This window comes from Prosthecobacter sp. (assembly GCF_046154365.1).
Taxonomy (GTDB): domain Bacteria; phylum Verrucomicrobiota; class Verrucomicrobiia; order Verrucomicrobiales; family Verrucomicrobiaceae; genus Prosthecobacter.
The window spans coordinates 1-19,983 of record NZ_JBJXFV010000122.1; the positions used below are offsets into that span (position 1 = coordinate 1).

The 19,983-nt window shown below is 59.2% G+C and carries 18 protein-coding genes and 1 CRISPR repeat array; all 18 genes read right to left on the reverse strand.

Annotated elements, in window-relative coordinates; all coding sequences use genetic code 11:
• The first annotated feature begins 43 nt into the window (after nucleotides 1-43).
• A CRISPR array of direct repeats spans nucleotides 44-1,716; the repeat unit is 37 nt; unit sequence GTCTCCAATGCCTTTCGGCTGTGTGGGCTTTGATGCC.
• A gap of 214 nt (nucleotides 1,717-1,930) precedes the next feature.
• Nucleotides 1,931-2,278, reverse strand: a complete 348-nt coding sequence (gene cas2 / locus ACKVY0_RS15715; RefSeq protein ID WP_409215769.1) for a CRISPR-associated endonuclease Cas2 — start codon at nucleotides 2,276-2,278, stop codon at nucleotides 1,931-1,933.
• A 5-nt stretch (nucleotides 2,279-2,283) separates the two neighbouring features.
• Complete coding sequence (gene cas1 / locus ACKVY0_RS15720; protein ID WP_409215770.1) at nucleotides 2,284-3,297, reverse strand: CRISPR-associated endonuclease Cas1; 1,014 nt, start codon at nucleotides 3,295-3,297, stop codon at nucleotides 2,284-2,286.
• Nucleotides 3,298-3,320: 23 nt separating this feature from the next.
• Nucleotides 3,321-4,679 carry a reverse transcriptase domain-containing protein gene (locus ACKVY0_RS15725; RefSeq protein WP_409215771.1) on the reverse strand — a complete coding sequence of 453 codons (1,359 nt, stop codon included), beginning with the start codon at nucleotides 4,677-4,679 and terminating at the stop codon, nucleotides 3,321-3,323.
• Nucleotides 4,680-4,693: 14 nt separating this feature from the next.
• Complete coding sequence (locus ACKVY0_RS15730) at nucleotides 4,694-6,139, reverse strand: hypothetical protein (protein ID WP_409215772.1); 1,446 nt, start codon at nucleotides 6,137-6,139, stop codon at nucleotides 4,694-4,696.
• A 64-nt stretch (nucleotides 6,140-6,203) separates the two neighbouring features.
• Nucleotides 6,204-6,350, reverse strand: a complete 147-nt coding sequence (locus ACKVY0_RS15735) for a hypothetical protein (RefSeq protein WP_409215773.1) — start codon at nucleotides 6,348-6,350, stop codon at nucleotides 6,204-6,206.
• A 71-nt stretch (nucleotides 6,351-6,421) separates the two neighbouring features.
• Nucleotides 6,422-7,618: a CRISPR-associated ring nuclease Csm6 gene (csm6, locus tag ACKVY0_RS15740; protein WP_409215774.1), complete on the reverse strand. Its 1,197-nt coding sequence runs from the start codon at nucleotides 7,616-7,618 to the stop codon at nucleotides 6,422-6,424.
• Nucleotides 7,619-7,676: 58 nt separating this feature from the next.
• Nucleotides 7,677-9,134 carry a putative CRISPR-associated protein gene (locus tag ACKVY0_RS15745; protein ID WP_409215775.1) on the reverse strand — a complete coding sequence of 486 codons (1,458 nt, stop codon included), beginning with the start codon at nucleotides 9,132-9,134 and terminating at the stop codon, nucleotides 7,677-7,679.
• Between the two features lie 58 nt (nucleotides 9,135-9,192).
• On the reverse strand, nucleotides 9,193-9,777 hold the full coding sequence (locus ACKVY0_RS15750) for an NADPH-dependent FMN reductase (RefSeq protein ID WP_409215776.1): 585 nt from the start codon (nucleotides 9,775-9,777) through the stop codon (nucleotides 9,193-9,195).
• 4 nt (nucleotides 9,778-9,781) lie between these two features.
• Nucleotides 9,782-10,186 carry a cupin domain-containing protein gene (locus tag ACKVY0_RS15755; RefSeq protein WP_409215777.1) on the reverse strand — a complete coding sequence of 135 codons (405 nt, stop codon included), beginning with the start codon at nucleotides 10,184-10,186 and terminating at the stop codon, nucleotides 9,782-9,784.
• Between the two features lie 14 nt (nucleotides 10,187-10,200).
• Nucleotides 10,201-12,270: a CRISPR-associated ring nuclease Csm6 gene (csm6, locus tag ACKVY0_RS15760; RefSeq protein WP_409215778.1), complete on the reverse strand. Its 2,070-nt coding sequence runs from the start codon at nucleotides 12,268-12,270 to the stop codon at nucleotides 10,201-10,203.
• Between the two features lie 35 nt (nucleotides 12,271-12,305).
• Nucleotides 12,306-12,695 (reverse strand): hypothetical protein, encoded by a 390-nt coding sequence (locus tag ACKVY0_RS15765; protein ID WP_409215779.1) that lies wholly within the window; start codon nucleotides 12,693-12,695, stop codon nucleotides 12,306-12,308.
• A 175-nt stretch (nucleotides 12,696-12,870) separates the two neighbouring features.
• Nucleotides 12,871-13,125, reverse strand: coding sequence for a hypothetical protein (locus tag ACKVY0_RS15770; RefSeq protein WP_409215780.1), 255 nt, complete (start codon nucleotides 13,123-13,125; stop codon nucleotides 12,871-12,873).
• The gene (gene cmr1 / locus ACKVY0_RS15775; protein ID WP_409215781.1) at nucleotides 13,122-13,994 is read right to left on the reverse strand and encodes a type III-B CRISPR module RAMP protein Cmr1; all 873 of its coding nucleotides are present in this window, start codon (nucleotides 13,992-13,994) and stop codon (nucleotides 13,122-13,124) included. The genes ACKVY0_RS15770 and cmr1 overlap by 4 nt, the downstream gene beginning before the upstream one ends.
• Entirely contained in the window at nucleotides 13,991-15,391 is a 1,401-nt protein-coding gene (gene cmr6, locus ACKVY0_RS15780) for a type III-B CRISPR module RAMP protein Cmr6 (RefSeq protein ID WP_409215782.1), read from the reverse strand. The genes cmr1 and cmr6 overlap by 4 nt, the downstream gene beginning before the upstream one ends.
• Complete coding sequence (gene cmr5, locus ACKVY0_RS15785; RefSeq protein ID WP_409215783.1) at nucleotides 15,388-15,798, reverse strand: type III-B CRISPR module-associated protein Cmr5; 411 nt, start codon at nucleotides 15,796-15,798, stop codon at nucleotides 15,388-15,390. Before cmr5 ends, cmr6 begins: the two co-directional genes overlap by 4 nt.
• A gap of 24 nt (nucleotides 15,799-15,822) precedes the next feature.
• Nucleotides 15,823-16,653, reverse strand: coding sequence for a type III-B CRISPR module RAMP protein Cmr4 (cmr4, locus tag ACKVY0_RS15790; protein ID WP_409215784.1), 831 nt, complete (start codon nucleotides 16,651-16,653; stop codon nucleotides 15,823-15,825).
• Between the two features lie 56 nt (nucleotides 16,654-16,709).
• On the reverse strand, nucleotides 16,710-18,158 hold the full coding sequence (locus ACKVY0_RS15795) for a type III-B CRISPR module-associated Cmr3 family protein (protein ID WP_409215785.1): 1,449 nt from the start codon (nucleotides 18,156-18,158) through the stop codon (nucleotides 16,710-16,712).
• Complete coding sequence (gene cas10 / locus ACKVY0_RS15800; protein WP_409215786.1) at nucleotides 18,155-19,978, reverse strand: type III-B CRISPR-associated protein Cas10/Cmr2; 1,824 nt, start codon at nucleotides 19,976-19,978, stop codon at nucleotides 18,155-18,157. The genes ACKVY0_RS15795 and cas10 overlap by 4 nt, the downstream gene beginning before the upstream one ends.
• Between the last annotated feature and the right edge of the window lie 5 nt (nucleotides 19,979-19,983).

Sequence of the window (19,983 nt, forward strand, 5' to 3'; positions counted from 1 at the left end):
GATGCCAAATCTGGGCGATAATCCTCTTTGCCTCACTGTCAGTGTCTCCAATGCCTTTCGGCTGTGTGGGCTTTGATGCCCGGAATAAGGCTTGCCTTCTATTTATTTAGGAGGCCGTCTCCAATGCCTTTCGGCTGTGTGGGCTTTGATGCCGATTCCATTTACAGATGGTCCGACGAATCGTAAGCTTGTCTCCAATGCCTTTCGGCTGTGTGGGCTTTGATGCCTTCAGCCTACAAGGCCTGGGTCGGAAGAAAGAGAAAAGTCTCCAATGCCTTTCGGCTGTGTGGGCTTTGATGCCTCCATCGACAAACTCTTGGGACCTTGTTAGTCCTCCGAGTCTCCAATGCCTTTCGGCTGTGTGGGCTTTGATGCCCACGAGTGGCACGCCGACCTCGGCAAGTTCGTCTCGAGGTCTCCAATGCCTTTCGGCTGTGTGGGCTTTGATGCCCGAGCGTCCCGACCGAACAGCTAACCTCCCCCGAGGGGTCTCCAATGCCTTTCGGCTGTGTGGGCTTTGATGCCAACACGGACCCTGTCGTCACCAAGCCCTCACGTCCCTGTCTCCAATGCCTTTCGGCTGTGTGGGCTTTGATGCCGTGACGCCCCGATCCACGTCTGTCGAAGCCCAAGGCCAGGTCTCCAATGCCTTTCGGCTGTGTGGGCTTTGATGCCGCAAACGCTTGGCAGTCACACTGTCGGTGGTCCATTATGTCTCCAATGCCTTTCGGCTGTGTGGGCTTTGATGCCGCCGGCTACAGTGGCCAGCCTGGCTACGCGCAGCAGGCGTCTCCAATGCCTTTCGGCTGTGTGGGCTTTGATGCCCTTGGGTTGTCGCGCTGGAAGTTGGACGGCCTGTCGTGTCTCCAATGCCTTTCGGCTGTGTGGGCTTTGATGCCATCAGCGTCGCCGCGCTGTTGTTCATCGTCACACTCTTGTCTCCAATGCCTTTCGGCTGTGTGGGCTTTGATGCCGAGGGTTCAGTGCTTGCCTCAACGGAATGAGTCGTGGTCTCCAATGCCTTTCGGCTGTGTGGGCTTTGATGCCTCCAGACCTCGATAACCCCCAACTTCAAACCTGTCCACGTCTCCAATGCCTTTCGGCTGTGTGGGCTTTGATGCCAAATGTAAGGCATTACACACAAAATGAGCACTCAACTCGTCTCCAATGCCTTTCGGCTGTGTGGGCTTTGATGCCCATGTTGAAATTCTTCTGCGACTTGGTCAACATCCAGTCTCCAATGCCTTTCGGCTGTGTGGGCTTTGATGCCCAGCCGACCCGCGAAACGTCACGGAAATCGAGTCTTGTCTCCAATGCCTTTCGGCTGTGTGGGCTTTGATGCCCTGACCCGGCATTGTTGGCAACCTCGGCGGCCGGAACGTCTCCAATGCCTTTCGGCTGTGTGGGCTTTGATGCCGGCGGCTTTCTTAGCGGGTTCTTAGCGAGCGTCATGGTCTCCAATGCCTTTCGGCTGTGTGGGCTTTGATGCCGCTGATCTCTGTACACTTTGTTCGACACTGATCAACAGGTCTCCAATGCCTTTCGGCTGTGTGGGCTTTGATGCCCTGAGAAACCTGAACCTTAACTTAAAAATGAAAGCCACCTGTCTCCAATGCCTTTCGGCTGTGTGGGCTTTGATGCCAAGCCCGAGGATGTATACTCGGGCGAAGGGAGAATTAGTCTCCAATGCCTTTCGGCTGTGTGGGCTTTGATGCCTTACCCCGTCTGCGTTGTCAATCCATCAAGCATTCCATGGGGTGAAAGGTCAGGTCCATGTCTGAAGTCAGGCGCATGGATGCGGGAAGGTGTTCTTGCCTGCCAATAAATTCGGCAGGAAGGCTGAATTCATCAGCCCTGCCGCCTTAGGTCAGGCCTAACCTAGATTCGCGGCCTGAGGAGGCCTGACCTTTGTTCCACGGCAGAGCTGAGATCACAAAATGAAGCGCTCACGCGAATGTGTGAGCACCATCGTGCGCCCCGAGCTGCGTCGTCGCGGGGCGCAACTGCGGTCAATGACATAGGCTGCCAGCGCATCCTTCTCGACATTGATCTCGTCCTGCAATCGCTCCCACAACTGTTCAAAGCGCGCCTCCTCCAACCAGCATTCAAACAGGCTCTTCTGCACGCGGATGCCGTAGTCCGCACATGCTTCAGCGACACGGCGCAGACGTTTGGGATCAGCAATGTCATAAGCGATAAGTCGAAGCATGGTTTCGGGAACGAAGGGAGTGAGGCTGCTGGTCTCCGGCAGCAAATCGGACCAAGGATCGGGTGTCACGAGGATCAGTTCATGATGAAAGGACGAAAGGAGGCGGCATCATCCAACGCCATGCGGTAGCTCAGCACAGTGGCCTCGATCTGCTGCCGCAGTGTGGTGCGATGGGCGACGTGCTCGCTGTGAAACTCACGCGTGGTGCGCCGGTCGTACTGCTCAATGACGGTTTTTCTGCCGCTGGCGGTAAGGTAGGTGCCGCCATCCCGCTGCTGAAAGTCGGCGGGACCAAGCATGCGGTGGGTGAACAGCCGTAACGCCGTCGCCTCCAGCACGGCAGGACGGAACGGCTCCATGAGATCAAGCGCGAGCGACCAGCGACCATTGGCAGTCACATGCAAATGGCCGAGACCGGGATCAATCCCGCGCCGGTGGCAGGCCGCGAGTGTTTCACCATAGAGAATGCTGGAAAGATACGAGAGCACAGCATTGACGGGATTGAGGGGTGGGCGGGTGGAGCGGCGTTCGAAAATGAACTCCGCAGGCAGAAATGCCGCCCATGCAGGCCAGTAGAGTGCGGAGGCAGCACCTTCAAAACCACGCAAGGCGGCCACATCGCTAGTGCGGTCGGATTCCTCAAGGATGGCGGCAATGCGATCCAAAATCACACCCACTTCAGGATTGGGCCGCGTGTAATTCAAACGGCTCAAAAGCCGGCGCTGGTTGCGCACCTTGGCCTGCAACAACGCACGGGTGATGACCGTGGCGAAGGTGGCATCCTGCGCACAACGATACTGCTGAAGACGCAAGGCGGCATGTGCCGTAGTGGCGGGAATCATGGTGCCGAGCACGTCCCCACGCCAGTCATGGACCATCACAGGAATGCTACGCCGCAGCGCCTCGCACAAGGCGGGGAAGGTCAGCCGCACATCTTCGGCGACGATGAGACGTTCAATCTCCGCCAACGGGAGGTCCACCGGCGGCGGAGTAACACTGGTCATGTCATCTGCCGGTAGAGTGACCTCAAGCCGCTCTGAGCGCAGACGGATGATGGCACCAGGGGTTTCGATCCAGGCGTTGGGCATGGGTGTGATGACAAAAGTGTGAGTTACAGACGGAAACGGAAATTGAACGGGCCGAGTGTGATGCGTACGGCCTGCAAAGGCAGTCCGCGTCGCCCACGCCCCCAGTCCAAGCCGATGCGCACCCAGCGGCGGGCAAGTGCGCGGGCGATCCAGAGGTGCATGGTTTGCAGCCACTGCGAGTGCTTGGTCCGTGATGCCGGGTTCCCAGTTGTTGAGCTGCTGCCCGGTGCTTTGGCGGCACCATCGTAGGGTATGCGGACTCGGACCGGTGCGGGGGCGAAGGCGCTGCTTTGATGAGCGGCGGCGAATTGTGTCAAGCGCCCGCGATCCTGCGGACACTCGGTGATGCCGAAGTGGGCAAGCCAGCCGGTGAGGTAGTCGGCGGCGGTGCCATCATCCTCACCCACCAGAGCGAAGGCGGCAGTATTGCGACGAGACAATTCAAGCTCCAATGCAGACCAGGATGCCCGCGATATTTTTCTGCGCCAAGCTCCCTGGTTGTCTTCGAAGAAACTGAAGCCAAGGAAATTCAGTTCGCTGAGAGGGCCATGCGTGGTCTTGGATTCATGGAGCACCAGGCCGAGTAGTTTCAACCTCTCAGCCACCGCCTGCTGCCAGTGCGCCGGAGTGTGGCCCGGTGGCAGGAGGATCACAATGTCATCTGCATAGCGGACAAATGGCAGTGCTTGCTCGGTGAGCCACAGATCGAGATTGTGCAGAACCCCGTTGGCGAGCAGCGGCGAGAGAGGACTTCCTTGTGGAATCCCCGTGCTCGTGGGCTGCACACGACCGTCGGCAAAAACACCGGCAGTGAGGATGCTTTGCACCAAGCGCAACGGCTCGATCTCATCAGCCACACGTTTCACGGCACGCAGCGCCTGCGGATGAGGCACCGAGTCGAAAAACTGTCGGATGTCTAGATGCCATGCCGTGGTGGCCGAGCTAGCATGGGCTTGGGTGACGAGATCGGTCAATGCCTCCCGTGCTCCCATGCCACGCCGGTAGGCAAAGCTGTGTGCTGAAAAGCGTCTCTCCCATAGCGGTGTCATGACCTGAGCCACGGCCTGATGCACCACGCGATCCATGACGGTTGGGATGCCCAAATGTCGTAATCCACCATCAGGCTTGGGCACCGAAACACGGCGCACCGGCTGCGGCTGCCAGGTGCCCCGTCGCAGGGCTGCATCCACTGCTTTCCATTCCTGCTCAATACAAGGTGTGAGATCGCGGATGCTCACACCATCAATGCCGGGAGCACCGTTGTTGCGCCGCACCTTGTCCCAGGCAGCCAGTGCGTTGTCACGAGCCAGGATTTGCGGCCAGAGGACGGATGTCGAGGTGCTGGACGTTGATTGGCTGCGGGAGAAATGCCAGTCATTCATGGGCGTGAGAGGGGTCAGCGCAGTTTGCGGATGAATAACCGATTGGTGCCGTAAGCTGCGGGCATGGCGTGAATGACGTTCGCCCCCTGATTGAAGCGGATGTGACGTTCCCCGCCTGGGAAGGTCTGCGGCGCGAAATGATCCGCGCCAAGACTGACGGGTCCGTCGGTCCAGACCTCCACGCAGTCGCCATGCACGTTGATGTGATTCCACGCACCCTGCCGGAGCTGAATGACCTGCGGTGGCGGTTCAGCAGGAGTAGTGAAACGTGGGGTTGGTGTCTGCTCCAGTTCCCGCTCTTGCTGAATGCGCAAGGAGACATCACGACGCGCAGTGTTCGCCCTTTCGGCGGCTTCTTCCTGTCGTTTGGTTTCTTCCTGCTGCGCAGCCAGACGGTCTGCCGCAGCCTGTGCCTCCGCTTTGACTTGATCACGCCGCGCTTCTTCAGCCAGACGGTTTTGTTCTGCCAGTCGTTCGGTTTCGGCTTGCTGAGCTGCCAGGCGGTCTGCTGCGGCCTTGGCCTCAGCCCTGGCTTGCTCTAGTCGTGCTTCCTCGGCCAGGCGGTTCTGTTCTGCCAGTCGTGCCTCCTCAGCGGCACGTTCTTTACGCGCTTGTTCCAAGACGGCTTCTGCCTGTGCCAGCACAGCTTTGCGCTCGTTGGCTGCATGTTCCTGCTGCTGTTTCAATTGCTGCTGTTTCTTGGCTTCGGCGTCTGCCTCACGCTGGAGGCGCTGCTGCTCGGCTGCTGCGGCAGCTTGGGATACGCGTTCGGCTTCTTGCGCTTTGTCGGCCTGCTCTTTCAGCCATTGCTTCCATTCACGATGCACTGCCGGGGTGACAGGCTGAATGGGCGATCCATCACTTGGGCGTGGGCCACCACGCACGTTGCAGAACCACCAGCCGCCGGAGTCTTCCTGCACACAACCAATGAGACCGTGCGGCTCGATGCTGCCATCCTCGGACTCGTCGAACCAGGCGACGGTAGTGGGATCAACCTCACGCACTGGATACATTTTTTTACCCACATCCGGTGCCAGCAATGGCAGTCCCAGCAGACCGAACAACAGCGCGCTTTGCTTCAAACTCGGGCGCAAAGACGGCATTGGCAGCAAAAAATAACACAGGCCGCGTATGACCATGCCCAGGCTGCTGGCACTGCAAATCAGCGTCACATAGTTCACCAGCTTCGTGGCACCCGAAGACAGGTCCAGACGACGAACGACACGCCCGAGAGGGTCCATCAGCTCGCCCTGCACATGGTTGATGACCAGCAGGCGTGTGAGGATGAAGAGCAACAACGCTCCCAGCAGGCCGAAGCAGCCCAGCCCCAGCATGCGCAGCCAGGGATGACGACGCACCGCCTCAGCAGTGACCAGATCGAGGATTCTGGTTTCGACTCTGGAGTTTTGTTCAGGCTGACGAGTAGCGGTAGAGGCGTGAGTAGAGAGGTAGTCGTTCATGGCCGTGAGTGTGTGTTAAATGTGTGGTCTTTGCAGATGAGCGGATGTCCGGTGATGTCGGCGGTCACTGACGGTCACGGCTACGTTTGAAAGCCTCCTCAATGGACTCCCAGACATGCAGGAGACCGACGAGGACGACGGCGAAAGTCATGAGGGACTTCAGCCACGAGAAAGCATGACGCTTGATCTGAGGGAGGCGGGGTGTGTGCATGGGGGAGCAATACCCCAGGCATGATCCACCTCATATATTCGGAGAACCCGAGATGTCCGCGTCGCCTGCGCCTACTCCAGGGTGATCAGTTCGACGGGCAAGGTCAGGCTGTGTTTGCCATCAGGAAGATGCAGGGCCAGTGCCTTGCCTGTGATGCCTGCTTGAATGAGCTTTGTCTTCAGTGCCGAACGTGTTTTTGTGAATCGCGCTCCTTCGGCATCGCCCAAGGCTTTGATCCGTTCCTCTAAAAAAGCGCGGCGATTTTGGGGTGCCCTCGTTTTCTGACTGATGAGAAACTCGCGGTAGGCATCGGCACACTCCACAGAACGGTCAAATTGAATGCTCTCAATGGCGGATTCAGCCAGGAACCACAAAACATAAAACTCCGTCTTGCTTATGTCGAGGGGGAGTGCGTTGACTTCGGCGGTGAGCGTGGCGGGATGAAGAACAAGGCTGGAGATGGCAGGCGGTGCCAGATTGACCACGGCATTTCGGCACATGGCGACGAGTGCGCCAAAGGTGGGCGGCTCGTTGAAGCCGTAACTGCCAAAAAGCTCCCGCAGCGGTGGGAACTGCACATCGGTAAGGACGAGTTCCGCCTTGCCAGCTTTGATCAGCGTGCCTGGTGGGCCGAGCTTGCTGGGGCGGGTGCATTCCAGCTCCTGCACGGGCTGCTCAGGCCAGTAGAACATGGGGCGGGTGCCGCCATCGTAAGGCTCACCCACGAGCACATGCAGGATTCGGTCGCGCGGCCCGCCGAGCACGGTCATGGCGGCGTAGAGCAGGGCGCTCATGGTCTTAAAGCCGCCGGAGATGCTGGCAAAGACCTGTGTATCTGGGCGGCCTACCCAGTTCCAGATTTCCTCAACGAGGCAGTCACCCACGGCCTCCGTCTCTGCCAACGTGTCCATGCGGTCGAGCGGGATGCGTTTGCCGCCGCTCTTGCGGGTGAAGACACGGATGCGGTCCGCCGTCTCGGCAAAGTCGAGCCGGGGATCGCTCGCATGGTCTTTGCCGAGGAGTTGCTTCCGCAAAGTCAGCCACAAGTCATCGGGACCGAAGAGTTGCTCCTTGAGCTTCTGTTCTCCCGTGAGGGTGGTGAGGACGATGATCTTGTCAGGAATCACCGGCTGCTCCGAATGCTTCGCCAGTGCCCAGATGGTCTCGGTCAGCACCGCAGGCGAGAGGCCGGTGACGGCAATGAGAATGGTCTGGGGCGGAGCGGTGATGGGTGCTTTCGAGGCTGAGGATTTAGGCTTGGCGGGCATGGATAGAGGGATGGCAAGGTTGCGAAGAAGGGAAGTGCGGAAAGTTGAGACATGGGATTCATTGCCCCTTCTGCAAAACGGCGATCTGCATCTTGAGGTTCTTTATTTGGTTCTCAAAATCCAGTTTCTCAGTGCGAAGTTGTCCCGCCTCCTTTCTGAATTTTGCGGCATTTTGCTGGGAGGAATTGAGGTCGCGATTCAGCGCTTTGATCTTTGACCTGAGAGTTGGCACTTCGGTTGAAGCGGGGGCTTGCCGAGCCTGGCTGCTATCGTTTTGCACCTGGAGGATTTCCGGAAGTGAATCACCATCATCGGCAAGGGGCGTCCATGCGATGGTTATCGGGTCATCGAACAGCCCTTTGCTGAACGCGGGAGTAGCATGGTCTCCCGCATCCTCGTAGCCCGTATGATCGTCCGCCCATATGCGATTGATCAGTGCCGCCCCATCCTCTCGCTCTTTCCAGGCGACGTAGATCTCCCCGTTGACAGCTTTCCAAATATGAAAAGCCGGCTTGTTGCCGGGCCGGTTGAGGTTGGTGAAATCTCGCTCGTGATCAATGATGTTGAGATAGGCACGGGCGTCCCGCTGACGTGCGCGGATCATGCCGGGAAGCTCGCGGAGCTTGCTGCGAATACGAGCTGCGCGGTGGGAAGCGTTCATTGCCGCATTGGCTTCAGGTGAAAGGAAAATAGGCTGGGTATCCAGGCCGAGAAATTGAGCGAGGGCATTGGGCACGACCAGATCATCAGACACCTCAAAGAGCCACGGATGCGCCAGAACCTCGTCCTGCTCAGTAGCGGTAAGCTTGGGAAATTCCTGGGTGCGTTCGACCGCACGCGCGAGCACGCCCAGTGCCTCCTTTTCGTCCGCTGAAAGGGCAATAGGAATGGGTGGAATGATGTGAAGGGCAGCCTGGCTGTCCTCGTGAAGATAGGCCGTGGAGTAGCCCAGAAATGAACCCGCCACATAGCCAAGAGAAGTCATGACCTTATAACCACCTTGAGGAGCAAAGCAGGCAAAGGAGGGGTCCACCTCCCGCAGTTCATTCACCACTTGATGCATGAATGCTCCCAGCCCTGCTTGTAACGCGCGCTGATTGGAAGTGTCCAGACCTGCAATTGCCCGCAGACGGCAAGTAGCACCAAAGGCCAATTCCATCAGCCCGGCCACGGCCTGCGCGGAAATGCGGCCCGAAAGCGTGTCTGTATGCAGAAGCACCACGGTGGGTGCATCGTGCAACCGGTCCATGCCTCGTAGTGCATGCAGGAGTGAATACTCGGCACTCACAGACTTCGGGTCGGCTTCTACGGCTGCGAGGGCTTCTTTGGTGGAACAACACTCCCGGGCATGCTGCTCTGCCTGTTCAGTCGAAGAACCTTCTTGGAGGCCGGGGTTTTGCTGCCTCTCCGGAAAGATGAGTGGTCCGGGACTGGCGCGAAGCATGCGGCCCAAGGCATTGCGTTCACTGATAGCAGAGATGCCTGCGGTGATAACGAGGTGCGAAAACTCTTTCATGACGAAGGTCGCGATGGGAGATGAGATGGCGGAAGTCAGGCTGTCCGGCAACCGGTTGTTATGCGTCGCCCGCGTTGGTAGGATTTTTTCGTGCGCGCAATTGAAGTACAAATGACTGGAAGCCGAGCGCCTGCGCCTCCAGACGCTCGCGCATGGCGGCATCCATGATGTGTCCGCCATCCTCATCCAGGAGATCATCCACGGCAGGCATGAATACGCGCTGCGGGAAGATATGCGCGTTCCGATAACCAAAGATCATCTGCAATTGCTCCACCGCGCGGAGTGCCCCCCAGTCGCCAGCAGCCAGCCCCACAAAACACACCGGACGGCGTTCAAAGCTTTCCGGGAACTTCAGAAGGTCGATGAAGTATTTCAGCACGCCGGGGAAGCTGCCATTGTATTCCGGAGTGACAATCACCAGCCCGTCCGACTCGAGCACGACATCCGCGAACTGCCGCTGGAACTCCGCAGGCTTCCGGGCGTAGCCGTCTGGGCTGAAACACTCCGCAGGCAGTTCTTGCAGGTCGAGCATGCAAGTGGCCGCTCCTGCGCTGGTGTGAAGGGTTTGCACTAGGCCGGCGACCTTTCGGGTGTTGCTGTCCGGGCGGTTGGTGCCGCTGATGATGGTAATGAGGGGTTTCATGGGTTCATGGGGGCGTCGGGATTGTGAGATCGGCTACTTCGAAATCGTCTTCGGGATCGTAGGGCGGCCATGTGGCGCAGGCAAAACGCAGTGGTGAAGTCCCAGGGTTTGCAATCTTATGCACCGCTCCGGGTGGGATGTTGATGGTGTCCCCCGGGCCGACTTCCACAGCCTCATCGCCAATGGTCATCTGACCCGCGCCTTCGGTGATGAAGTAAATCTCCTCCATCCGACGGTGGTAATGCGCCGGGCTTTCCGCACCTGCATCAATCTCCACGAAGGCAAAACCGAGCTGCGTCAGAGCACTCATCACGGGGGAGCAGGTTTCGAAAACCGTGCCGTAGCGGTCATCCCGCAAGCGGCGGGCGTCGGCGGCCCTTACGAGCCAGGTTGGTGTGGAAGATTGCATTGTGTGGACGGTAACTAGGATTGAAGACGGTTGAACTCCCTGGCGATGTTAAATTCGGTTTCAAGTTTGTTGATCGCATCGGGCACGATGCCTGAGCGGCCATCATAGTCTCTCGCTGCCATACGCACGCCAGCCACGAAAAGCAGGGTCATGATCAGATCAGCCGCCTGGTCCTTCATTCCTGAGAAGCCAGTGAAGTTCACGGGCATGCCGTCGGCCAGCAGGATGATTTTTCGATCATCCGGCGGCAGCGTATAGATGGTGCCAATTGGGAGAGGCTCCCCGCCAGCCTTCTCCAAGAAGTCATGGAGGAACGGCTTGGGTTCGGCATCCAGCCGGTCAAGGCATTCAAGATCAATCTCCACCTGCTCAGAGGATGCGCTTGCCAGATAAGTGTTGTGTTTGAGCGCCGCGATGACATCGCAATCAATCGTCAGGCACCCTGCGGTGCCAATCACAAGATCGGCCCCCTTCACAGCCTCTACGGGTGATTGCACAAACTTGAACCCCTTGTTCTGGGTGTGAGCGCGCGCGGGTGCGTCTGGAGAACACACAGTCACACGGGCGTGGAATTGAGCGAGGATGTCCGCCACCCTTTCGCCGATGGTCCCAAAGCCGAACACGGTAACCTCCATCCGGGCCAAGAAATCAGGGATCATAGCATCAATGCTCTTCACGATGGCACCACTGACATGATCCGGCTCGAAATCGCGTTTGGTGTGAGACTCGGGCAGGAGCAAAACTGGGAATGGCTCTTTCTTGCCCGGGTTGTCGCTGCACCATTTCTCAATTTTTCGCTGGCCGCGTGTTGTCTGTTCCACGACTCCACGCACCCGTGCCGCCAGGGCAGGCCGTGCAAGCAAATCCATTGTCCAGTAACACCCGTCTTCAATCACCACGATAGGTTCGTTTCCGTGAGCATTTTCGATCTCGTCAAGCACCACCTTCCGTTCTGACACGGTGTTCGGCCCCACTCTCACGCCCTTGGCTCGCAACCAGTCTTCGATGCGCCGCTTCTGCGGGTAGGGATAGTCCTTGTAAAGCGCAACTGTCATCTCGGGCTGCATTCCCAATCCCAGCAGTCCGTCCACGAAGGAAACCAGATTTGACAGGTAGTGCAGCACGATGAGCACACGAGTGCCGCGAAATGGTTGTTCCCTTTTCCAATCTGGATGCCGGGAAAAGTATCCCAGCAGTGGCGTCCGCTTCACACTGGTGCGCCGCAGTGCCTCACGGGTGTCATCGGACGGAGAACTCGGGTCGGCAAGGGTCACTTGTTCGGCCTGTGCTTCCAACAAACGGAGCCGTTTCATGAGGGCATCCACCGATGCCTCAAGGGAACGCACGTCGTCCCCCTCGGTGGTCAAGACCTCGCCCAGTCGCGGGAAGGGCGCGTCCACCAACTCCAGTTTGATTTGATCCCGCTCCACCGTTTTGACCACTACGGCGTCGGCGGACCTGTCCTTGAGTTGCTCGTAGCAGCCGATTTGAGGGTCGGGGAAAAGAAATCTTGGCCGCCAAATGCCCTCGTCAAGGCCGTCGCTCACCAACACATGTGTCAGCCTGTCCTGAAGACGTCCGCAAACGGTGAGTGCTGAGGCCAGTGATGCACCCATCGTCTTGCGCCCGCCGGCCACGGAGGTGATGACGCGCTCCGCGCCGCGTGAGATGATGTCGCGCAACACCCGCAAAATGAAATCACCCATGACATGGGTCTGCACGGTGGAACGGATGTCCTGCAAGGGTTCTTCCGCACCAGCCTGATTCGGGGCGGTCGGCACGAGTAGGTCCCGGTCACGGTCAAACAGAACCCGCCCGGCTACGTCCGGGACGGTGTCTTGTAGTTTCCCGATCAGGACCGAACGCAGGTTTTCCCACTGCTTGTCATCGTTGAAAAATGCCTGGAGAATGTTGTCACGTCCGAATGTCGTGGTGATCACCACGACACGGTGCGGCATCACTGGCGGTTCCTCATGGGCTAGTGCCCAGACGGTCTCGGAAATGACGGGCACAGCAGTGCCAGCTCCCATGAGCAGGATGGTCTGTCCAGCGAGCGAGTCGCCTTTTTTGTCTGCGGTGTTCATCGGTAGGATGTGCTCGGGGGCGTTAGGTCTGTCAATCACTCTGCCGACGAATGGCAACCGGATGGGAAATCAATGCAGAGCACCTGCCAGCCCGTGATGGCCTGCGGCGGCACCTCCTGCCCGATCTGAGGACGGAAACCGGGGGCGTAGTCCGGGCTGAGCAGCCAGACTTCCTCAAAGCTCTGACCGTCGAGGCTGGGGAGCAGGTCTGCATCCAGCGTAAGCGCAGGGCGCGGCGTGGCGGGGCGCAAGTCAGCGCAGGCGAGGGTGCTTGCCAGCGCCACCGTGTTCTCATGCCCCCATGCGGAGACCCAAGGCCGCTGATGCATGACGGTGAGCAGTTCGCCCACACTGCGCGGTTCGACCTGCATGGATCGGCGCACGAGGGAGAAGGGAAAACTGTTGCTGATGAGGATGGGAGACATGGCAGGCGGTGAATGACGAATGACGAATGACGAATGACGCAGGACGAAGGGTAGCGGGCGAGATGCGGATGTGCAGGCGGGCGGAGGTCCGGGGATGTTTCAGCGTGTAGGCGCATTCGCCAGAATGCGGGGTTTGGAGAATCGGACGGGGGCCTCCGCATTCTGGCGAATGCGCCTACCGGGGTGGGGCGGATGGTCCTCCACCTGCCGAGTCTGGGGCAGCGCGGTGCTGCTGGATGAAGCGCTCCACCGCATCGGTGCCCAGGCTCTCGATCAAGATGCCGAGGACGTGGAGTCGCTCGGTGTCTGACCAGAAGAGTTTGCCGCGAATCATCTCCATCTTCTCCGGCATGTCTGGGTGGTAAAACCGCTCGCGGACCTGCTCGATAGGCAGGTCTGCGGGGTGAGGGGTGAAGTGCCAGGGGGTCATAAATCAGATGATTCGGGCAAGGGCTCATAAGTCAGAGTAGCAAGGCTAGTCTGGTTCAGGTCGGTTGGGCGTCCGATGGCGAGAAGGGTGAAGCGGTCATCTACCCAGTCGGGGCGCAGCAATATGGTGCTAGCTATCCGCTGCCTGCTGCCCGCTGTGCCGAAAAGGAGATTTTTATTCGCCACGATCCCGCGCTGTTCCCGCAGCCAGCTTCCTGCTTGGCGGAAGAGATCCCTCCATTCGCGCGCCTCCTTTCCTGGGACGATGCGGGCCTCCACATTCTGATTTCCGAGAATGGAATTCCATAATGTAGGTCTCTGGCAAGCCTGCCCGTCTTTGCTCAGTAGAGTGAGGGCTCCAAAGCAACGGCGGGATCTTGTCCCGAGGGATCCGAGCCAGGAAAAAACTTCCATCGTGCGGAGGAGTGTCGTCCAATCGGCTTCTGTAAGCCTCCCTGCCTGGAGCAAGATGTGAAATTCGGTGCCAGCGGGCAAGGCGGAACGCCTCACATCCTCTTTGTTGGCTTTCCCCTTATCCCAGCGAAGATTGAATGCCAGATACTCGACAATGCCACCCTGGGGGTGGAGGTCCAAATCGTGGGCACTTTGGGGTTCAACGATTGGTGTTGGCGCATCAAGGATGCGGATCAGAACACCGGAAGCGTGGCCGGAACTGCCTGCGGCGGCACCGTAAATACGCTCTTCAGATGCCCTGTCATAGCCAAGCAAACGATGCCACCAACGGAGCAGGCCGCGAATGGATGCCTCTCGCAGTTCCGCAGTGGCCTGAATTTGGCCCACGGTTTTTGGCTGTGCACCAGCAATGAGTGCAGGGGTGAGAAACTTCAGTTGGAAAATAGTGCGCTTCATGAGGTGGAGAGGATGTTTTTGATGCGGTCGAGCAGCACTTTCCCTTTGGGCTGGGTGAGAAAAGGGTTCCAGAAGGGATCACGCGTGTTGATCAGGGGGAGCTGTTCGGGAGCCAATGCCTGAAAGATGCGCAGCAGCTCTCCATCATTCTGAACCTTGGAGGCTTTTTGGATGAATACATTGGCTGAGAATGGGTTGAGCTTCTTGCTACCCCAAGTCTTCAGAAAGGCATCCGATTCTGGTGGTGGTGGGAGGAGTGCAGCGGCGACGTTTGTCGGAGTTTCGGATGGAGAGGAAAGCGTCTGGAACCATCCATACCCTGCATTCGTCTTGGCTCCGATACCAAAAATCTCCAGGCCGTGGGCGAGGTAGCGGCGGGCATGGATGAGGTGGGAGTCTTGGGCGCGTGGCGTGGGGTGAAGGAGGAAGGCCCAGGTCTGGCCTGGAGCGATGGCGGGAAAGATGATGGGGACGGGTTCTTCGGTGTCGGGGGCGTTGCCCCATTGCTGTTGCCATGAATCGTGATCGCGCTTCCATCGCTGCCATTTTGGATCGGACTGTGGCAGATCAGGCTCTTTGGGTTCCTTATAATACTCGCCGTGATGGCAGGTGATGACATCAAGGTCGATGCCGGGGTCTTTGTCCCAGGGATAGGCGGGGAGGAAAGAGATGCTGCCGGCAAAGTGAGGAAGACTCTGCCAGGGTTTGTCAGATTCTTCGGGAGTGATGCGCAGATGCTCGCAAAGACGCTTGGAAACGGACTGGCGGATGACTTGCCACTGCTCACCGCAGGCCCAGGCGAAGTCGGGGCGCTTTTCTTCCCATTCTTTGTCGTTTCTGATGTTTTCGCGGCCTTGCCATTCGAGGTCGCTCCAGCCAAAGACGAGGGCGACCTCAACCAGCAGGTCGGCGGGCAATTGGAAGCCTTCGATGAGCGGGCTGAGGGGATTGGCGGCATCTCCGGGCTTGAGAACGCCCGCAGTCCATTCCTGAAGGGCGGACAGAATGGCGCGGCGGGCACAGCCTTTGACGGCGCTGCCTGGGATAAGCGGGATGCCGCTGAGGCGGTCGAGCGTGAGGCCGCCATTTTCAAAAACGCCACCGGCCATGCCGACCATGAGACGGCTCATCTGGCGGGCGAAGAGGAGGCGGGGGGATTTTTCACCCTCCGGCCCGGCGAGGGCGAGGGCGAAGCTACGCCATGAGGGGAGCTTGCGCGGCTCAATGCTGCCACTGCGGATGGCCTCGGCATTCCGCCGTCGCCATCCCTTGTCCTCGGGACCGTTGGGGAAATCTACGTAGCGTGTCCCGGCCAGGCTGCGGGCCAGAGAGTCTGGCGGCTGGCTGGAGCGTAGTCGGGAGAGCGCTGTTCTAACGCTGGAGGTGCTGAAAATCATGGCTGCGGTGCTGCGGCTGGCTGTTTGGCAAAGCGCTTGAGGTAGCCGAGGAAGGCCAGGGCCTCATCGGTGGCGCGGCGGAGGGTAAAGGCATCACAGCGGGGACTGATGAGTTCATCACGGAGCGATGCGGCATCAGGCTCACCCCGCTGGTGAGTGACGATGCCGAGTTGGTGAAGGTGGTAGGCGATGGCACTGGAGACTGCCCACCATTGGGCGCGGGGGTTGATGCGGCCTTTTTCGAGGGACTTTTCCATGGCGAAGGCCAAGGTGGCGAGCAGGCCGTTATTGACGATGAGACCGGGGTAGCCAGGCAGGCAGTCGCCGTCTTTCTCCTGCTTGCGACAAGTCTGGGCTCTGGCGAGGGCGTGCGCGGCGCGGCTTTGTTCGAGATGAGTGATGGGCATGGCCGAAAGGAGGGATGAAGGGGTTTAGACGAGCTGGGTGGTGCAGAAGCCGAGGCCGGTGGTGGCATCGCCGCCGACTTGCAGGAGTTTCGGGTCGTGAAACTTCTCGAGTGCTTTGGGGCGCAGCTCGGTGAGGACGCTGTAGAAGAGGGTGTCGGCAGGGACGTTCTCCTGGTTGAAGAGCTTCTGATCGGCGGCGGCTCCGGTGGCGTCGTCGATGCTGACATGCTGCGCTACCTCGCAAGCTGTGCGGGCGTAATGGGCCAGCATGTCATCGCTGATGAGGCAGAGGTGGGTGGGGCTGAGTTCGGTCCAGAGGGAATCGGAGATGGCCTTGAGGAGATCATCTCCGGGTTCGAAAATGCCTTTGTGGTCGAGGGCGTAGTCTTCGAGGACGATCGGGGTGCCGAGCTGGAGGTCTGGTGGGCCGTAGATGTCTGTGCCGGTGGGTTTCTGAGCTGGCAGGGTGGCCGTTTTGCCCGTGTCGCGCTTCCAACGCTCCAGCAGGAGCGGGCTAGTGACCCAAGCGAAGCAGCCTTTAGCGCTGCGGACCGGGAAGGCAAGCAGGCGGCCCTCGGCAATGGAGAGACTGCCGGACTGGTGCTTGAGACCGGTCTTTTCATCCACTTCATGGTCCTGGCGTCCAAAAAGCTCGGTGCCCTCGGCGTTGCGGAGGCTTTTGGGGCGGTCACTCAGGTAGAGGTCAGCTAGCACGCCTTTGAGCGAACTGCCAGGAATGATCGGAAAGCCGGTATGCCGCTCGCGCTGGATGGGTTGGTCGATGGCACCGACGCTGGCTCCGGCTCCGACGTGGAGGGGCGTGCGGGTGAAGAGGTAGAGGATTTTAGAGTTCATGGATGATGGATAAATGGGGATGGATGATGTGTCAGAGAGACGGATGTCCGGGGATGTCAGGTGGGGATTTGGCCGTCGTGGAACTGCCAGGTGCCGCAGACGCCGAGGCCGAAGCCTTTCTCCCCCATGAGGGTGCTTCTGCGGTTCTTGATCGTGGTGAAGTCTTCCTTGCCGTGCCAGTTGAGGGCGGCGGCGAGTTTTTCAGCGGCATCCTTGGTGGTGCAGGTGAAGTAATAAACGCTACCAGCGGGGACGGCGAGATGGGTATGCTTGGCTCCGCCTTGGATCTCCACCACATCTTGGTTTGGCAGGGCGTAGCCGGTAACAGGGATGGGCTTGCCGGTGAGGGCGGCGACGAGGGTGGCTGTAATATTGGGAAGCGCGGCGACACGCCTGCGCCAAGTTTCGCGGCCCTCTCTCTCCCTGCGTGCGGTGTCGCCCAATTTCAACATGACCCGACCGTTATCTGCGTGCTCACGCGCTTCTCCTTTATCGCTGTCCCAATCAAGAAACACCCAATTGGGAAGCCAGCCCCCAGGATGTGGATTCATTGGGTTGCCGTTTTTGTCTTTGTCTGGAATGACCGGGAAAATAGCTGGGGTGAGGAGCACCCACTTGACGAGCCAGGTGGATTTCTCTCCGGCATCTTTGCTCTCAAAGCCGTCCGTTTTGCCTTTGGGCAGAGGCACGGGGGCGTGGTGATGGCTTTCGACGGTGCAGCGGCGCTGTTGGCCGCCGACGATGACGGGGGTTTGGCTACCGTTGTTGGGGAAGAGGGAGATGATGAGATCCCGTTTGTCGTTGGGATCGCCGTTGATTTTGTCCTGAGATTCGGCGAGCAATCCGAGGCGGCCTTCGGGCTTCAAGCGCAGGTAGTGGGCGGAGTAAAAGCGCTCGCCGTCCTGGGTGCCCGTGTCGGGATTCATGCCGATGCCGTAGCTGAACTCGGTGTCGGCGAAGGCACTGTCCTCATGGTAGGCGGGTTTTGCATCGACTTCGACGGTGCCGAGGTAAGTCTCCCAAGCGGCAGCGTTCCACCAGGGAGAAGGGGATTTCTTGGTGGGACCACAGGTGTTGGCGATGGCGAGTTTCAGCGGAGGAGGAAGGCTTGAGTGCTCCTGCGTGAAGCCTTCTGCCAAAGGCAGGAGGGTGGGCTGAGTGGAGTCGTTTTCGTCCTTGTCGATCCCGGCATCCAGCGGGCGGGGAAAAAGCCAGGCTTCCTTCCCGTCCTTGTCCTTGATGACAGGGAAAGGCCCGGCGGAGACGAGGGAGCCGAACTTGCGGACGTCGTTGATACGTTCACCATCGTTACGGTGATGATCGTGTCCATGGAGTCGGGCACCCGATGCCTTTTCGAGATCGGCCCGATGCAATGCGGCGTGCAGGGCGGCACTGGCGACGGTGGGCAGGGGCCAAGCGGCTCCGTGACCGCCGAGGCTACCGCCCATGGGGCGGCCATCGCGGAAGAAGAGAACGTCAGTGGGCTGGAGCAGGAGCGTGTTCATGCGGCGGTGGGTTGCTTTTCAGCGGGAGCAGGTTTGGTGCGGTCGGCAAACGCGACGGTGGTGCAGAGGGCGATGACCGAGGTGAGGAGTTCCTGTGTAGCGGACTGTTTTGAAGGTTTGCCGATGGCTTTATCTCCCTCGGCACGGGCAATGAGGATGCCATCGAGGTAAGTCATCAAGGGGGCTGCCAGCTCGCGGGCGAGGTCTTTGGAACCCTGCCGCTCCGCCGCATGGGCGAACTCGCGAGCGATGAGGTCTTTCGCAACATTGATGTCCGTGATAGCATCCTGCTGCTTGGACAGGCCAGAGTTTTGTGTGAGGTAGGGGGTGAGAAGCTGGCAGACTCTGTGGGGGAACTTGGCTCTGAGGCCGTCGGGTTTCAATCGCTCAGCGATGGCGCGGTAAAGTTCCAAGCCCTTGCTCTCCCACTTGCTACCCCAATGGGAAATTTCGCCACTGCGCTTCATGAGCGTGATGGAGAAGGCGGGGCGCCCGACGGTGTTCTTGGCGCGTTTTTCGGCCTTCTGCGCTTCGCGGATGAGATCCTGCAACGGCGAGTGGATGTGGGCGATGGCGATGCCGGCGGAGGCATCGGGTTTGTCGCGGATGGAAGGGGTGTTCGTGGTCGCGTCTTGGAATGCTTGGCGTAATTCAGCAGCGATTCCAAGCGCCGCATCCGCCGGGACGAGAGCGACGACGTCATCACCACCCGCATAGATGAGCTGGCCTTTCCAAATCCCCTGCTTCTGATCTTCCAGGGGGCCTTCCACGATCCTGCGCACCTCACCGAGGGCGAAGTTGGAAAGGGCTTTGCTGAAGTCGGAGTGGTGCTGTTTTAGTGCATTCTTATCCGGCCAGAAGTCGCCATTGACCCAACGTCCGATGCTGTCGCCATCGAAAGCGATGGCGGCAATGTATTTCTCTCCGCCGCTGGTTTCATCTGGAGATCGGTTGTCATCGTGCTCGTCAGTGCGGGCGGCGATGGCGGGGATGGAGCGAATGGTAAAGTCCTTCGAGCGTGTCTTGAGTCTCGGGTTGTGGGCGTAATTGAGATAAGCCAGATGCCAGCAGCGCTTGATGATGGCGATGGCTCCAAGGTAGTCCGCGTGTTTGGCAAACAGCGAGGCATAGGCTTCGTGAATCGTTTTTTCTGAAGCCACCTTTAGAGCTACCATCTTCTCTTGATACTCCGTGCCACCGACAAGCGCCTCCTCCTTGCCGCTGAGGCTGTCTTTCTCAGTCGTCAGCCGGTTTTTTCCCTCTCCAACCACAGAATCCCAAGCATGAAAATCCCGTGTCTGCCGCACGGCATCAAGGAGCCAGCCGTTGTGCTGGTAAGCTGCCAGATAAGAGGCCGGGGAGTCATTCGCCAGCGGGGTGACTTGCCAGGCGATGGACAGGTGCCGATCTACCTGGGCGAAGAAACGTTTCTCGGCTTCTTGTGGTAGGCCTATCTTGTCACGCTGGTCCCACACGGCTTTCACGATGGCCTGCCATTCAGCTTTGATGGCATCTCTCACTTTTTCGGCCAGGCCTTTCGGCAGAGCGATAGTGATCTTGGCGATGAAGATGTTGGGCAGGTTGGGAACGAGAATGCCTTCGGCTTCGGGATTCAGTGGGTGCTGCAACGGCTGGCTCGCGAGGTTGGGGAAGATCAACTCCGCACCCTGCGGCAGCGCCTTGATGCCCGCTGCCACCAACCAGCTCAACAAATAGCTGCCGCTCCAAAGATCACGCGTGCTGCGCGCCTGGGCGATGAAGTCCTGCACGGGGCCGATCTGGAAGCGCAGGAGGTGAGAGGTGGGTGTGCTCGGGGCCATGCGGA